Annotated in this window: 15 protein-coding genes and 1 pseudogene; 13 read left to right on the top strand and 3 right to left on the bottom strand. The window is 46.7% G+C overall.

Annotation, left to right across the window (positions count from 1 at the left end):
• Nucleotides 1-121 precede the first annotated feature (121 nt).
• The 3 genes from C9I98_RS06755 to C9I98_RS06745 form a co-directional block, all read right to left on the bottom strand.
• Nucleotides 122-406 carry a DUF1330 domain-containing protein gene (locus C9I98_RS06755; protein ID WP_036831926.1) on the bottom strand — a complete coding sequence of 95 codons (285 nt, stop codon included), beginning with the start codon at nucleotides 404-406 and terminating at the stop codon, nucleotides 122-124.
• Between the two features lie 105 nt (nucleotides 407-511).
• Complete coding sequence (locus C9I98_RS06750; protein ID WP_036831924.1) at nucleotides 512-1549, bottom strand: LLM class flavin-dependent oxidoreductase; 1038 nt, start codon at nucleotides 1547-1549, stop codon at nucleotides 512-514.
• A gap of 77 nt (nucleotides 1550-1626) precedes the next feature.
• Nucleotides 1627-3240, bottom strand: a complete 1614-nt coding sequence (locus tag C9I98_RS06745) for a BCCT family transporter (protein WP_036831921.1) — start codon at nucleotides 3238-3240, stop codon at nucleotides 1627-1629.
• A gap of 516 nt (nucleotides 3241-3756) precedes the next feature.
• Here C9I98_RS06745 and C9I98_RS06740 point away from each other — a divergent pair.
• From C9I98_RS06740 to C9I98_RS06680, 13 genes and pseudogenes are all read left to right on the top strand, one after another.
• Nucleotides 3757-4359 carry an amino acid synthesis family protein gene (locus tag C9I98_RS06740; RefSeq protein WP_036819236.1) on the top strand — a complete coding sequence of 201 codons (603 nt, stop codon included), beginning with the start codon at nucleotides 3757-3759 and terminating at the stop codon, nucleotides 4357-4359.
• A 9-nt stretch (nucleotides 4360-4368) separates the two neighbouring features.
• Nucleotides 4369-5229: an alpha/beta fold hydrolase gene (locus C9I98_RS06735; RefSeq protein ID WP_051902029.1), complete on the top strand. Its 861-nt coding sequence runs from the start codon at nucleotides 4369-4371 to the stop codon at nucleotides 5227-5229.
• Nucleotides 5219-6697, top strand: a complete 1479-nt coding sequence (locus C9I98_RS06730) for an aldehyde dehydrogenase (protein ID WP_036819234.1) — start codon at nucleotides 5219-5221, stop codon at nucleotides 6695-6697. Before C9I98_RS06735 ends, C9I98_RS06730 begins: the two co-directional genes overlap by 11 nt.
• Nucleotides 6698-6710: 13 nt before the next feature.
• On the top strand, nucleotides 6711-7223 hold the full coding sequence (locus tag C9I98_RS06725) for a flavin reductase family protein (protein WP_051902027.1): 513 nt from the start codon (nucleotides 6711-6713) through the stop codon (nucleotides 7221-7223).
• Nucleotides 7224-7318: 95 nt separating this feature from the next.
• Nucleotides 7319-8767, top strand: a complete 1449-nt coding sequence (locus C9I98_RS06720) for an NAD-dependent succinate-semialdehyde dehydrogenase (protein ID WP_036819233.1) — start codon at nucleotides 7319-7321, stop codon at nucleotides 8765-8767.
• Between the two features lie 83 nt (nucleotides 8768-8850).
• Nucleotides 8851-9240 carry a 4-carboxymuconolactone decarboxylase gene (pcaC, locus tag C9I98_RS06715; RefSeq protein ID WP_036819230.1) on the top strand — a complete coding sequence of 130 codons (390 nt, stop codon included), beginning with the start codon at nucleotides 8851-8853 and terminating at the stop codon, nucleotides 9238-9240.
• Nucleotides 9241-9323: 83 nt separating this feature from the next.
• Nucleotides 9324-9914, top strand: coding sequence for an NUDIX hydrolase (locus C9I98_RS06710; RefSeq protein ID WP_107271762.1), 591 nt, complete (start codon nucleotides 9324-9326; stop codon nucleotides 9912-9914).
• A 52-nt stretch (nucleotides 9915-9966) separates the two neighbouring features.
• Nucleotides 9967-10596 (top strand): annotated as a pseudogene (gene ribB / locus C9I98_RS06705) (3,4-dihydroxy-2-butanone-4-phosphate synthase); the annotation flags it as partial.
• A 209-nt stretch (nucleotides 10597-10805) separates the two neighbouring features.
• On the top strand, nucleotides 10806-11339 hold the full coding sequence (gene mog, locus C9I98_RS06700; protein WP_036819837.1) for a molybdopterin adenylyltransferase: 534 nt from the start codon (nucleotides 10806-10808) through the stop codon (nucleotides 11337-11339).
• Between the two features lie 341 nt (nucleotides 11340-11680).
• Nucleotides 11681-13072: a hypothetical protein gene (locus tag C9I98_RS06695; RefSeq protein WP_036819840.1), complete on the top strand. Its 1392-nt coding sequence runs from the start codon at nucleotides 11681-11683 to the stop codon at nucleotides 13070-13072.
• A 395-nt stretch (nucleotides 13073-13467) separates the two neighbouring features.
• Entirely contained in the window at nucleotides 13468-14244 is a 777-nt protein-coding gene (locus C9I98_RS06690; protein WP_107271761.1) for a lipid-binding SYLF domain-containing protein, read from the top strand.
• Nucleotides 14245-14484: 240 nt separating this feature from the next.
• Nucleotides 14485-14754 (top strand): hypothetical protein, encoded by a 270-nt coding sequence (locus C9I98_RS06685; RefSeq protein ID WP_036823443.1) that lies wholly within the window; start codon nucleotides 14485-14487, stop codon nucleotides 14752-14754.
• Nucleotides 14755-14898: 144 nt separating this feature from the next.
• On the top strand, nucleotides 14899-15918 hold the full coding sequence (locus tag C9I98_RS06680; protein WP_036823446.1) for an adenosine deaminase: 1020 nt from the start codon (nucleotides 14899-14901) through the stop codon (nucleotides 15916-15918).
• The last annotated feature ends 319 nt before the right edge of the window (nucleotides 15919-16237 follow it).

Raw genomic sequence — 16237 nt, 5'->3', positions numbered from 1 at the left:
TTTGTGCATCTTTTTGATTATATGTTGTTCTACAAAGGCGATTATAAGCGATTGTTAATTCAATTGTTGTTTTATTTTTATTTGACCCGCTAGGTGGGTGAATTTCCATCACAACAGCAGGTTATACCCCTTCAACAATCGCGACTTCTGCTGCCGCTACCCCTTGGCGCTCAGCAGCTGCTTGTTGATAGGCTTCTGAATGGTAACAGGCAAGCGCATCATCAAAGGAAGGGAATTCAATCACTACATGGCGCTGACGCTCATCGCCTTCAAGCTGTTGGTACCGTCCGCCACGAGCCAGTAGCTTGCCACCGTAGGCAGCAAATGCTTGTGGGGCGAGGGCAGTGTATTTTAAGTATTGTTCCGTATCGTGGACGGTAACATGGGCGAGCCAGTATCCTTTCATTGTTTCTTCCTTGTTTGGCTAATAAGTGGGGAGGTGTTGCGAGAAAAAGGCCCCACGCGAATGGGGCAAGCTAGGAAAGCAGAGATCGTTACACTTTCAAAGAACTTAATCTTGTTTAAATGCTGGCATTACCTTGTCGATGAACAGCTGAAGCGACTTTTTCTTCTCTTCAAAACTAAGGCTGTTATCTGCCCAGTAGCTGTACTGGCTAACACCCAGTGTTTCGTAGTACTTCAAGCGAGCAACCACTTCTTCTGGTGTACCAACAGCAAGGTTGTTGCGTAGTACTTCTTTGCTGAAACCTTCGCCCAGATCTTCGCTGCTTAGGCGATCAACAAAGCCGTTATCCGGTGTTTGGTTGTTGCGTGCCCATGCCATGAACATCGAGTACCAGTGGTGAAGGGCATCGGTACCAACGGTGAGTTCCTGCTCATTTTCACCAACAAATGTGTGGCGTAGCAGCATGATGTCTGGACGATCAACTTGTGGGTTGTTAGCACAGGCATCGTTGAATTTGTTCATCAGATCTTGTACTTCTTCATCATTCTTCTGAAGCGGGGTCACCATGACATTACAACCGCTGCTGATAGCAAAGTTGTGTGAATCCGGATCGCGAGCTGCAACCCACATCGGTGGGTGAGGCTGTTGCAATGGCTTAGGTACGCTGGTGGTGGTAGGGAACTGGAATAGTTCGCCATCGTGCGCGTAGTCGCTGGTCCATAGCTTCTGCAGCGCAGGTACCATTTCACGAAGGTACTTACCGCCATCAGCCGCTGGCATACCATTCATTAAGCGGTCAAATTCGGCCTGGTAAGCGCCGCGGGCAATACCAAATTCCAAGCGGCCATCACACATGATATCTGCTAATGCTGCTTCACCTGCTAACTTAACCGGATGCCAGAATGGGGCAATAAAGGTACCGGCACCTAGGCGAATAGAGCTGGTTTTATTGGCAAGGTAAGTAATGTAGTTGATTGGGTTTGGCGCAATGGTGAACTCCATTGCGTGGTGCTCACCCACCCACGCCATCTCAAAACCACCTTTCTCGGCAATTTGTACTAACTCTGTTAGCTCTGCCAATGATTCTTGGTGAGTTTTGTTGTCATCGTAGCGTTCCATATGCAGGAAAAGAGAGAATTTCATAGCAGTATCCTTTCTGTGATGTTTTTGTTTGAGGCTGGCTAGCAGCCTCATTCTTTTTCTTAGTTGTCTGCAGTACCTTATTTAGACAGAGCAGACGCGGGCTTTAATGTTTGTGTTTCTTCTTTTACTAGCGGTGTTGGCGACTCTTGGTATTCGGTGCCGCTGTATAGATCTTTCATTAGGCAGTAGCCCATCACGATTAGCACCATCGAGAATGGTAGTGCCGCTGCGATAGAGGCTGCTTGTAGGCCTTGTAACCCACCGGCCATCAGCAAGATACCTGCAACCACGCCTAGACCAGCTCCCCAAACCACACGCATTCTAATTGGTGGGTGGTTGCCGCCCATCGACAGGATGGTACAGATAACCAGGGTGGCAGAGTCAGCAGAGGTAACGAACCAAGAGATGATCATCAAGGTTGCCAGTGCCGCCATTGGCCATGTTAGCCAGTGTACGTTCAGTGCTTCGATTGTGCTGTAAAGCACCATGGTTAGGTTTTCGTTTACTACTTCTGTTAGGCCACCGGCACCGTATAGCTCGACGTAGTTTGCCGTGCCGCCCATGATGGTGATCCAAGTGAATGCGCCGAGTGTGCTGCTTAGAATACCGCCTAGCATTAGTTCACGGATAGTACGGCCTTTAGAGATACGCGCGATGAAGATACCAACGTATGGGCCCCAGCTTAGCCACCATGCCCAGTAGAAGATTGTCCACCAACCTTGCCACTGGCTTTCTGGGTTTGTATCAACCCACACTGACATTGCCACGAAGTTGTTAAGGTAATCACCCAGGTTGGTGAAGAAGCTACCGAACAAGTAAGCAGTTGGACCGGCAATCAGGAAGAAAGCAAACAGGATAGAGCTGATGCGAACGTTCCATTGGCTTAAGAATTTAATGCCTTTTTGTAGCCCTGATACTGCCGAGAATGTCGCGATTGATCCAACAACCACTATCAAGATCAATTGGTTAACCGAGTTGATCTCAATGCCAAACAGGTAGTTAAGGCCCGCATTCATTTGCGATACACCCAAACCTAGCGTTGTCGCGGTACCAAATAGGGTACTGAAGATAGCCAGCAGGTCGACGGCATGGCCGATTGGGCCATAGATACGCTCACCTAAAATTGGGTATAAAGCAGAGCGGATGGTGAGCGGTAGGCCTTTGCGGTAGGCAAAGTAAGCCAAGATCAAGCCAACCAATACGTAGACACTCCAGGCGTTCAAACCCCAGTGGAAGATAGTAATACGCATACCGATCTGTGCTGCTTCGGCAGTGTTGGCCTGCACATTTGCCATATCCGCAAACGGGTTGCCTTGGATATAGGTGAGTGGCTCGGCGATGCTCCAGAACATCAAGCCTGTACCGACAGCAGCACTGAACAGCATGGCGAACCAAGTGAAGTTATTAAACTCTGGTCGGTCTGTGTCTTTACCCAAGCGGATGCTACCGAATTTGCTAAAAGTTACCCAAACCGAAAAAACGAAGATGACTGCAACAGCGGCGATGTAATACCAACCAAAGTTGCTGGTGATCCATTGTTTTACGCCGTTGTAGACAGTATTTGCCAAGTCAATTTGTAAAACTGAAAAGAGGACAAATGCTGAAACCATTGCCAGCGAGGCGATGGTCATGGTTTGGTTAACCCCTTGAAAAATCCCTTGCTTGTTAACCATATTGTTATTGGAAATCATAGCAGGATTGCTCCTTTATACGCTGTATGATCGTGCCTTGGTTTGAACTGCAGCAGCCCTCGGACTACATCACCCCGGACACCCCTTTTTTATGTCATCAGCACATGTCTTGCTGATATTGTATTGTGTTTCTTGGTATACCATAACACCAAAAAACAGCGTATCAAGTAGTGATATTAACAATGATTTAACATTGATTTTTATTTAAGTTGTTGATTTTAAAAGTATTGAGTTGACTTTGATGTGGTTTTTAACATTTGCATGATGGTTAATTAAATTAACAAATTGTGATCGTTGTAGATTTTTTGATAAATGGGTCATTATCAGGTTAAGTTTGATTTTTAGATTTAAATAATTGATAAATAACAATTTAATTGTGGTTTGTTTGATTTAATGAGTAGAGGGATAAAATAAAACGCTTTCTTTTTGTTCAAAAAATTTGGTATACCATAATACAGGTTGAGCAGTGACAGAGACGTTATTGCTAGAAAACATACAAGTGAGAAGGAAAACGCAATGGCTTTTAATATCCGTAAGATCTGTACCTACATTGAAGAAACGCGCATTGAAGGCGGTAAAGTTGGTGACAAGCCTGTCACTATGGCTGCTGTTGCCGCTGTCATCGAAAACCCTTGGCACGGCAAAGGGTTCGTTGAAAACCTACGCCCTGAAATTACTGAGCATTGTTCAGACCTAGGTGCGCTAATCGTTGACAAGCTAGTTGGTGTAATGGGTGGTGCGGAAAACATTGAAGCTTACGGTAAGGCCGCTGTTGTGGGCATGGAAGGTGAAATCGAGCACGCTTCTGCCGTGATCCACACCCTTCGTTTTGGTAACCACTACCGTGAAGCGGTTGAGGCTAAAAGCTACTTGAGCTTCACCAATAAGCGTGGTGCAGGTGGTACGTCAATCCAAGTGCCAATGATGCATAAAGATGATGAAGGTTTACGTTCTCACTACATTACGCTGGAAATGAAAATTGAAGATGCACCAGCTGCAAATGAAATCGTCGTGGTATTAGGTGCGTCAGATGGTGGTCGTGTTCACCCTCGTATCGGCAACCGTTATATCGATCTTGAAGAAATCGCAAAAGAAAAAGCCGCACAACAGCAGCAATAAGGAAGCGATATGGAGAGCATGAAATTAGTTGATGGAACCAGCTACTATTCATGTGGAGAAGGCGATACCGTCATCTTCATTCATGGTGTAGGTCTGGATAAATCCATGTGGGGCGGCCAAGTGGCCGGCCTTCAGCAACACTTTCACATCATCGGGTACGACATGTTGGGTCACGGCGAAAGCCCTGACCCGCAAGAAGACGCGACGATAGAAGCCTACGCTGATCAGCTGGAGCGCTTGATCAGTGAGCTTGAATTGGACAAGCCGATCACGGTGGTGGGTTTTTCAATGGGTGGCCTTGTGGCGCGAGCATTTGCCCTGAAGTATTCACACCGAATCGACCGCCTGGTGATCCTCAATAGTGTCTTTAACCGCACGGAAGAGCAGCGAAGCAATGTACTGTCTCGTTGTAAAGAAGTGAAAAAGTTAGGACCTGGTGCCAATGTTGAAGCCGCCATCGAGCGCTGGTTCAGCAAGGAGTACCGAGGTGCAAGTCCAGCGCAAATTAATGCATTTAGAGAGCGCATCGTCACGAATAGCGAAAATGGTTATTTACAGACCTATCAGTTGTTTGGTGAAAATGATAACTATGGTGTCTCGCAATTAAATACGTTGCACTTCCCAGTGCTTGTTGCCACCGGCGAGCTGGATGTTGGCTCGACACCGGAGATGGCGTACGGGTTGGCACGTTATCTACCCAATGCACAGGTCGTTGTACTGGAACAACAACGTCACATGATGCCGGTCGAGGCACCGCATCAGGTGAATGACATGCTACTGGCGTTCATTCAAGGGCAGCCAAAGCAAGAACAATCGGAACAAAGTCAGCAAGATCAAGTGATACTACAGGAGGTAGTCAATGGCGCTTGAGCAATTTCAGATGCTTATTCACGGTGAGTGGGTAGCGGCAGCTAGCGGCAAAACGTTCGAAAGTCTTAATCCAGCCACTGAGCAGGCGTGGGCAACATTCCCTTATGCCGACGAGCAAGATGTCGAGCAAGCAGTGCAATCGGCACACAGCACTTTCCTGTCACCTGAGTGGTCTTCAACCACACCCGCTCAGCGCGGCAAACTACTGCGTCGCCTTGGTGACCTAATTGCTGAAAATAAAGAGCAATTGGCAGAGCTAGAAAGTCGTGACAACGGTAAGCTGATCCGCGAGACACTGGGTCAGGTTGGCTATTTACCTGAGTTCTTTTACTACTTTGCAGGCTTGGCCGATAAAGTCGAAGGTGAAACCCTGGCGCTGGATAAGCAAGATATGTTCGGCTATACCGTGCGCGAACCTTTGGGTGTGATTGCTGGCATTATTCCTTGGAACTCACCACTTTACCTAACGGCAATCAAAATCGCCCCGGCATTGGCAGCGGGTAACACCGTGGTACTTAAGCCATCTGAGCATGCCTCTGCCACCTTGCTAGAACTAGGCCGTTTGGTGTTAGAAGCGGGCTTCCCTGCAGGCGCGGTTAACGTGATTACCGGCTATGGCCTACCTTGTGGGTCGGCACTTTCCAGCCACCCGTTGGTACGCAAAATCGCCTTCACTGGCGGTAGCGAAAGCTCGAAGCACGTGATCCGTAATTCAGCAGAGAACTATGCCAAATTGTCGCTAGAGCTTGGCGGTAAATCACCGAATATCATTTTCAATGATGCGGATATCGATAGCGCGGTTAATGGCGCGGTAGCGGGTATCTTTGCCGCTGCGGGTCAAAGCTGTGTATCCGGCTCACGCCTGTTGGTCCAGCAAGATGTGTACGACGAGTTTGTGAGCAAGTTGCAAGCACGTGCAGAGCAGATTGTGATTGGTGATCCGTCGCAGCCTGAAACCGAAATGGGGCCGATGGCTACCAAGGCGCAGCTAGAAACCGTAGAGCGATTTGTTGATATCGCCCTAACCGAAGGCGCGAAACTGCGCACCGGTGGTAAGCGCCCTGATATCGCATCGGGCTGGTATTACACCCCGACTATTCTTGAGTGTACAGACCATAGCGCGACGGTGGTGCAGGAAGAGATCTTTGGCCCGGTTGCCACGGTTATTCCTTTTGCTGACGAAGCTGAAGCCTTGGCGCTCGCCAATGACAGCAAGTACGGCCTTGCCGCGGGGATCTGGACGCAAAACTTGGCGAAAGCACACCGTATGATCAAGGGCATTCGCTCGGGTATCGTCTGGGTAAACACCTACCGTGCAGTTTCAGCCTCGGCACCTATCGGTGGCTATGGTCAGAGCGGCTACGGACGTGAATGTGGTAGCGATGCCATTAACGAGTTCACCCAATTGAAAACCGTGTGGATCAACACTTCATCAGAGCCTATGGCCGACCCATTTATCATGCGCTAAGAAGGGAAGCATCATGACAACACAACAAGTAGAAAAAGCAGTATCTCCTGATCTATATAAAAACATCATGGGTCAGTTTCCAACAGGCGTAACGGTAATTACGGCTTACAACGACTTGGGTGATGTAGTTGGCTTTACCGCCAGTGCGTTTAGCGCACTCTCAATTGACCCTGCGTTGGTGTTGGTATGCCCAAGCTACACCTCGGATTCATACCCGGTGATCCGCGATACCAAGAAGTTTGCCATCCATATCTTGGCTGACGACCAGCAAGCGGTTGCCTACCAGTTCGCGAAAAAAGGCATCGACAAATCTGAAGGCTTGGCGATTAAGAAGAGTGAACATGGCCTACCCGTTATCGAAGGTGCATTGGCTGTGCTGGAATGTGAGCTGTGGAATGACTATCCGGGCGGCGACCATGCTATCTTGGTGGGTCAAGTCGTTGATGCCCAACTGGCAAATACCGATGAGCAGCACCCGCTACTGTATTGCCGCAGCAAAATGGGTAGCTTGCCAGAGATGGGATAAACGGCCTCACAACAGGCATGCTGAGTGTGCAGATCAGGTGGTGAGAATAGGCAGCTTGGCGCAAAATTAAATTAGAACGCGATAAGGATACCCCCGTGAAATTAATTGATTCGAGTTTACTTAAGCAGTCATGTTACATCGCAGGCCAATGGGTTAATGCAGGCAATAGTGAAACCGTGCCAGTCGTCAATCCGTCAACGGGTGAAGTGATTGCCTCTGTGCCTGAGCTGGGGCGTGAAGAAACCCTTTCAGCCATTGAGGCTGCCGAGCAAGCGCAGAAGGCTTGGAAGAAAACCACGGCGAAGGAGCGTTCAGTTGTTTTGCGTAACTGGTATCAGCTGTTGATTGAAAACGCAGATGATCTTGCCACTATTCTTACTGCTGAGCAGGGCAAGCCGTTTGCTGAGGCAAAAGGTGAAATTACCTATGCGGCTAACTTTATCGAGTGGTTTGCCGAAGAAGCCAAGCGTGCCTACGGTGAAGTGATCCCAAGCCACAAGCCTAACTCTCGCCTTGTGGTGAGCAAGGAGCCGGTGGGGGTTGTTGGCGCAATCACGCCTTGGAACTTCCCTGCCGCCATGATCACCCGTAAGTGTGGCCCAGCATTCGCTGCTGGTTGTGCGGTGGTATTGAAACCGGCACCAGAAACCCCGCTAACAGCACTGGCGCTTGCCGAGCTGGCTGAGCGAGCAGGTTTACCTGCGGGCTTGTTCAGTGTGATAACCGGTAATGCCGTTGAAATTGGTGGTGCACTAACCAGCAGTAAAACCGTGAAGAAAATCTCGTTCACTGGCTCAACGGCTATCGGCAAACTGTTGATGGAACAGTCTGCGTCATCAGTGAAGAAAATGTCACTGGAACTCGGCGGCAATGCACCCTTCATCATTTTCGATGATGCCGATTTGGACGCGGCGGTTGAAGGCGTAATGATTGCCAAGTTCCGCAATGCCGGACAAACCTGTGTTTGCGCGAACCGACTGTATGTTCACGATGCCGTTTATGATCAGTTCGCCGAGAAGCTAGTAGCACGAGTGGCTGAACTGAAAGTCGCAGACGGCTTTGAAGCTGGCGCGACAATTGGCCCGCTAATTAACCAAGCTGCCGTCACCAAAGTCCAAAGCCATGTTGATGATGCACTGGCGAAAGGGGCGAAGCGCATTTTTGGAGCTGAGCAGCCTCAAGGTACTAATTTCTTCCCACCACAAATTTTGACTGAAGTAACCGACGACATGCGTGTGGCGCGTGAAGAAACATTCGGTCCGCTGGCGGCGCTATTCCGCTTCAAGTCAGACGATGAAGTTATCGCACGTGCTAACGATACCGATTCAGGCCTAGCTGCTTATGCCTATACCCAGTCGCTACAGCGTGCATGGCGCATCAGTGAAGAGTTGGAGTCAGGCATGGTCGGCATTAATGAAGGGCTGATTTCGACCGAAGTCGCTCCATTTGGTGGCGTGAAAGAGTCAGGCCTTGGCCGTGAAGGTGCGCGTCAGGGCATTGAAGACTACCTAGAAACCAAATACGTCATGATGGGCGGCCTGTAGGTAGCCCAACCATCTCAAGTGGCAACCGGAAACCTTGTTGCCACTTGGGAGACTGCAAAATACGAATGAATAAGGATATAAAAATGAGCGATAAGTTCGAGCAAGGGTTAGCTATACGCCGTCAGGTACTGGGTGCAGAATACGTTGATAACTCAATCAACAACGCCACAGACTTCACTATGCCAATGCAAGAGTTGGTCACCAAGTACTGCTGGGGAGAAGTGTGGGGGCGTGATACCTTGCCGCTAAAAACCCGTAGCATGATTAACCTTGCGATGATCACCGCGCTTAACCGCCCACATGAATTGAAACTGCATGTACGTGGTGCCCTAAATAACGGATGTACGAAAGAAGAAATCCGCGAAGTACTGCTACAAACCGCTATCTACTGTGGTGTTCCGGCTGCCATTGATGCATTCCGCACTGCTAAAGAAGTGATTGATGAATACGAGCGTGAGGCTCAGCCTGCTTAACTAGTATTCCCAAGCTGCATCTTGAAGTGGCTTGGGTGTCAATATCGAAAAGCTTGCATCGTTGATACGCCAAGGAGGAAGGTATGTTGCATAAAAAAATTCATTTTTGCTCACAATGTGGGGGGGATGAGGTCCTGATGCAGGTACCTTCAGGTGATACCCATGCGCGCCCAGTTTGCCAGGACTGTGGTCATATTGTGTATCAAAACCCGACCGTTATCGCCGGTTGTATTATCGAACACGAAGGGAAGTTTTTGCTCGGCAAGCGTGCGATTGAGCCAATGCTGGGCAAATGGAGTATTCCCGCAGGCTTTATGGAAAATGGTGAAACGGTAGAGCAAGCGGCAGTTCGAGAAGCACTGGAAGAGACAGGCGCCACGGTCGAAGTACTTGGCCCGTATTCCATATTCAGCGTACCGCAAATGAATCAGGTGTATATTATCTTCCGCGCTCGCTTTGTTGGCTTCGAACAACCCTTTGGTGATGAAACGTCCGAAGTTTCTTTTGTCACCAAAGACGAAGTGCCATGGAATGAGCTAACATACCCTGCCATTGGCCAAATCCTGACTCGCTACATTAATGAAGAAGATCATGGTCAGTTTGGTCTTTATATGGGATGTTACGAGCAAGGGCTAGTACACCCATTTGGCAACGCAAACCCTTGTATTAATTAAGTACACACTGTTTTTAGAATAACGAAAAAACCACACGGTTCGAGGACATAAAATGGCGATCAGTAATATTGAAGATATCATTGCAGATATCCGCCTAGGTAAAATGGTGATCCTGATGGATGACGAAGGTCGGGAAAACGAAGGCGATCTCGTCATGGCGGCCGAGTGTGTAACGCCTGAACATATTAACTTCATGGCGCGTAATGCGTGCGGGCTTATCTGCCTGACACTGACCGTCGAGCGTTGTGAGCAACTTGCACTACCAATGATGGTTGAGAACAGCACTGATCCGCAAGGCACGGGTTTTACCATCACTATCGAGGCAGCAGAAGGGGTGACAACGGGTATATCTGCCCATGACCGTGCCCACACAGTACAAACTGCCGTTCGCAAAGGTGCCAAGCCAGCCGATTTAACCCGTCCAGGCCATATCTTCCCACTTAAAGCCCGTGATGGTGGCGTACTGGTACGAGAAGGTCATACCGAAGCCGGATGTGACTTAGCACGTTTGGCAGGCTTTGAGCCAGCGAGTGTGATTGTCGAAATCATGAATGAAGACGGCACCATGGCACGTCGCCCAGAGTTGGAAATCTACGCCCAAAAGCACGGCCTTAAACTTGGCCTTATTTCTGATTTGGTGCAATACCGCTTGAAAACTGAGCAACTGGCCGAAGAAACCGCGGCTTAGTGGTTACCACCGCCTGCCGAGTTTGATAAGAATCGCAGGTCACGTTTTATAAGCGCAGGCAAATGCCTGCGCTTTTTGCGTTTAGGTGTTTATCATTGTTGGATAATTTCTTAAACTTGCATCTAAATTACCTAATCCCAGCACGAACCCATGCTGGTGGTTAGCATGCAAACAAAAGCAAGGCTCAGCCTGAGGAATAACGAATGACTAAAGCAAAAATCGGTATTGTTACCGTTAGCGACCGTGCAAGCGCAGGTGTTTACGAAGACATTTCAGGACAAGCGATCATCGATACGCTAAATGACTACCTAACATCAGAGTGGGAGCCGGTTTACCAAGTTATTCCTGATGAGCAGGACGTGATTGAAGCGACGCTAATCAAAATGGCTGACGAGCAAGACTGCAGCCTGATTGTGACCACTGGCGGTACAGGTCCAGCGAAACGCGACGTAACCCCAGAAGCAACAGAAGCCGTGTGTGACCGTATGATGCCAGGCTTTGGCGAGCTAATGCGCGCAGAATCGCTAAAATTCGTCCCGACTGCGATCCTTTCTCGCCAGACAGCTGGCCTACGTGGCGACAGCCTAATCGTAAACCTACCGGGCAAGCCAAAATCAATTCGTGAATGCCTAGACGCAGTATTCCCAGCAATTCCTTACTGCATCGATTTAATGGAAGGCCCATACCTAGAGTGTAACGAAGAGGTAATTAAACCTTTCCGCCCGAAGAAGAAGTAATTTTATCGGTTAAGTTATTCGCTGGATAAATAAAAACGCCGACTTTTAGTTGGCGTTTTTGTTTTAGAAGGGTTAACTAAATAGGTCTTGTCCCATTGTGTTTTAGTTAGCTATATAAATAGTAATAACGAAGTAGCATTATGACCTACTTTTCTAATCTAAAATTATCGATGGCTTTCATTTTTCTGAAATAACCTTTAGAAGCGACTAGAGCCAGATGAGTTAGTGAGAAATTACTGCAAACATAGTTACTGGATTAGATAGCACTCATCAGGTACTATTACCCAAAGATTATTTGTTTATTTTCAATGTTTTGCTTTGTGTGATGTATAAGGAGATGTATGACGGCAATCGCAATTCCACGTGTAAGTGATAACTTGTTAATTCAAGTATTCATGAATGATATTTTGTTTAAATATGAAGAGTTAGGGTTGGATGGCACCTCCACAGTTTCAGTTACAATTGCCCGAAATGCATTCAATGTTCAGGCTATTAACGGACTAAATGAAAATGGTTCGCTAAAGGATGAATTTTTAGAATCATTGAGGACTTCAGCAAGCGATAGTTGCTCAATTGAAAAAATTGTTCTTAATGACACAACCAAAAGATATGGCTCAATAACCTATCAGCGCTCTCCTGATTCTCTTGTCGATAAATTGGTTATAACAAGTAATCAAATATTTCCCGCAGACTTGGTGGCTGTATATACTCGCCTACAAGAAAAGCTTCAGATGAATATTATCTCTGCCTCAACAGGAGAGATTCAATCTGATTTATTTGGTGCGCATCATGAAGTTTTAACAAAACTGGAAGGGTTAAACGCTTCTCTTATTGATAAGCAACACGAAAAAGTTCGAGCATTAGATGCTGAAAAGTCTCAGTTTCTTGATCAGAAGAATGATGAGTTCACTACTAAGCACCAAACCTTAGAGGCTGATTATATCTCTAAGATGCAGAAGTTAGAAAAGGAGCATAAAGCTAGGGATAAAGAGCTTGATGTGAGAGCTAAGCTAATTGAAGATGCAGATAATACAACGGCTAGACGAAAAACTACAACGTCTATGCTTGAAGATGTCCAAAAGAAAGCTAAATATTTCAACTTTTCTTCATCTGTTACACTCAGATCACTTTGGGCTGTTGTTTTAGCCGCTCTACTATTGGTCGCAGGTGCTTACGGAACTTACTTGAGTGCCTTTGAATTGAAGACGCTTTATTATGAGTACCCTAGTGGTTTAACGCTAGTAACAGAGTCAGGTTATAAAGAAGTCACTAAAGAGGCTGTCGAGGCTCAACAAGCAGCGATCAAAGAATCAAATTACATTTGGTTCTTGTATGTCAGGGCTTTCTTTAGTTCCGCATTGTTTATTTCTTCGACCATATACATGATCAAATGGTTTAATTCATGGGCAAATAGAATTGCTCAACAAGAGCTGGAAAATCAACGATTTGTGCGTGATTTGAATAGAGCTCATTTGGCTGTTGAGATGTGTCTTGAATGGAATGATAAAAAAGATGGAGACATCCCAGAGCGCCTACTGGACTCTTTGACTGAGGGGTTGTTTAAAGACAAAACACAGCCTAATCATGAGATTTCTCATCCAGTAGAGCAGTTAGCTTCAGCTTTAATTCGAAGTACAGAATCAATAAAACTACCTCTTGGTTCTGGTGAGCTAGATATTAATGGTAAGAAGCTTTCAAACCAAAAGCCAGTGCAACTGGAAACTGATAAATGAAATAGTTTCATATGGCACAGCTCAAGATACTGTTGAAACCGTTAGCTTTTGCCATATTTTGAGTCATTTACAGCTTTCTAATTTAGCCAAATCGTTGATTAATATTTGTCCAAAAACGAGCTGCAAAACAGGTAAGCTATGCACTTAGCAGAGCTTACCTACCTATACCCCCAACACTCTGCCCCACCATTCTTGCGACCAAACCACCGATTTACCAACAAAATAGTTCCATACTTTCAATGCTTTCCTTAAAATTTACCGCTAATTGACAGGAATTGCGCCATCTTGCGTAATCTTGTTGTTACTAGTGGTAGACGACTACTATTAACAACAATGTGCGAGGCATTGGCCTTACCTATCGTGCGTATGGGTGGGTAGGGCGCTAGGAGAGAAAAATGAAGTTAAAAGCACTGGCCATTGCATTGGCACTGGCAACAGTCGTAGCACCGGTTCATGCTGGGTGGGACGAGATTAAAGATGCGGCTTCTAAGTTAGGTGAAGAAGTTGGTAAAGGATCAAAAGAAGCGTGGGATAACGTGTCAGACTTCTCGAAAGAAACCTGGGATTCGGTAGCAGAGTGGGGCGAAGATGCTTATAACACCGCTGGCGAATGGACGGATGCTTCGGTCGAGAAAAGCAAAGAGTGGCTAGATGCGGCCGATGCTAAGCTTGATGAAATGCTTGAGCCTGAAACACCGGAAGAAGCGCGTTTGGCGCTTGATACCATGGCAGATACCGCGTTGGTGCGTCTGTTCAATGAAGAACCATCTGCGAAGTTGCTGTTCGATAGTGCCTATGGCTATGCGGTGTTTGATTCCCGTAAATTCTCGCTGATGCTACATACCAACCAAGGGGCTGGGGTTGCGGTTAACCGCCAGAACGATAAGCGCACCTACATGAAAATGTTCGGTGCAGGCTTGGCAGCTGGCATTGGCGGCAAGTTCTACCAGCAAGTCATCTTGTTTGAAGACCAAGAAACCTATGAAGGCTTCGTGAAAGATGGCTGGGAAGCGTCTTCTGAAGTGGGTGCTGTCGCAGGGACAGAAAGCGCAGAGCTAACAGCCAAATACAATGGCGGCATGGCTATTTTCCAATTGAGCGAAAAAGGCTTATTGCTTGATGCCAACATCACAGGTTCTAAATACTGGATTGATGATGAATTAACTCAGTAAACATCGATTGAACTCGCAATGTCATGCCCCAAGGTGCTTGCCACTTGGGGCAATTTTATAGGTGGCTTCAGAGGATAAATTCTTCGATTCACTTCAAATAAAGGCTGCAAAATCAGATGCCTAGTAGGAATAGTAATATGTATGTCAGTAACTGCTCATAATTTTATCGATTCGTTTTGAATCCCATTCTCTTGCTTATTATAACTAGTGCTCAATCAAAATGGATACGAGGGTTGGGCGATGGATACTAAGCGTACTTGGGGTTACCTTTCACTGCTATTGGGCTGTGTTTCAATTTTGTGGGGAGCGATTTCAATCAGTGGTTTTATTGGCCAGGCTCAAGTACTTCACGATGTGGGTGGGCTTGTTCCTATAGGTGGCCACGAACGAATTTATGTTGATCATGTGGCGACGGCGATTCGAAGCAAGTACCAGCTTATCCTTGCTATCGGTATCTTTTTTTCGTTGCTTGGCGGATGGATGATGAAAGGGCAATGGGGCAAGTCGTAAGACAGTGATGTTATGCAAAAGACGGTAATTTTATCAGTAAATCCTTTTAGCTCAATGGTTTCTATAAGCTACACTATTCCAGTAAGTCATACTATTTTGTGACGAAACTATTATTTTGTGACGAAGCTACTAAGGTGGTGAGCAATGAAAGGATTTGTGAGCGGATTACCTAAAGTTGAATTGCACTTACACATTGAAGGAACGCTTGAGCCTGAATTGATGTTTGCATTGGCCCAGAAGAATGGCATTGCATTACCTTACGATTCAGTTGAAGCCGTCAGGGCGGCTTATGAGTTTGATGATTTACAATCGTTCCTCGATCTCTATTACCAAGGCGCACAAGTTTTAAGAACAGAACAAGACTTCTACGACCTAACCTATGCCTATCTTCTGCGTTGTAAAGAAGAACACGTTATTCACACCGAAATCTTTTTTGACCCGCAAACCCATACCGATACCGGTATCGCCTTCGATACGGTGATTAGTGGTATTCATCGGGCCTTGAGCGACGGTGAAGCCAAACTGGGTATTTCTAGCCAGTTGATTATGTGCTTCTTGCGCCACTTAAGCGAAGACGCGGCGATTGAAACCCTGCAGCAAGCATTGCTCCATAAAGACAAGATCATTGCTGTTGGGCTTGATTCGTCGGAGCAAGGGCATCCCCCCGAGAAATTCCAGCGCGTGTTTGAAATGGCACGGGATGCAGGTTTCTTAACCGTCGCCCATGCCGGGGAGGAGGGGCCACCCGAGAACATTATTAATGCCATTGAGTTATTGAAGGTGTCACGGATTGATCATGGGGTTCGATGTACAGATGACAGCCACTTGGTCGAACAGCTGGCTGCAACCAACATGCCTTTGACAGTTTGCCCGTTGTCGAACACAAAGCTAAAAGTATTTTCGGATATGTCGGAGCACAATATTGTCGAGTTATTGGATAAAGGCGTGCAGGTGACAATCAACTCAGATGATCCGGCATACTTTGGTGGCTACATGAATGCCAATTTCATGGCAATTGCGACAACGTTTGATTTGCCTAAACAGCGGTTAGCCCAGTTTACCCGTAACGCCATTGATGCCAGTTTTATTGACGAGGTGGCGAAAGCAAAATTGCATGAACGGCTTAATCATTACTTAGACGTCCAATTCAAGCCTGTGATTTGATGGTGGCCTGTGATTTGACGATGGCTTGTGATTTGATGATGGATGGAAGGGTTAAAAAAGATAAAAAAAAACGCCTATCAAATCCTTGATAGGCGTAGCAATAAATGATTAAGGAACAACATATTTGAAGTGCGAGCATAATATCGACTGTTCAAAAAACGCGCAACGATCGACTTTGTAAAAGTTGTATGTGGTTTTGTTAAATTGCTTTGTGGGCAAAAACTTAGCGATACGTTTATTTTTTGTTCGGCGTTTGTTTTTTTTCATTAAAGGCGATAAACCGTATAAGGAATAAGGCTTTACGGCTATTACGGCCGAT

The sequence above is a fragment of the Photobacterium sanctipauli genome, from assembly GCF_003026495.1.
Lineage (GTDB): Bacteria > Pseudomonadota > Gammaproteobacteria > Enterobacterales > Vibrionaceae > Photobacterium > Photobacterium sanctipauli.
Note: the sequence above shows the minus strand (reverse complement) of the source record. Positions and strands in the feature narration are given on the sequence as shown.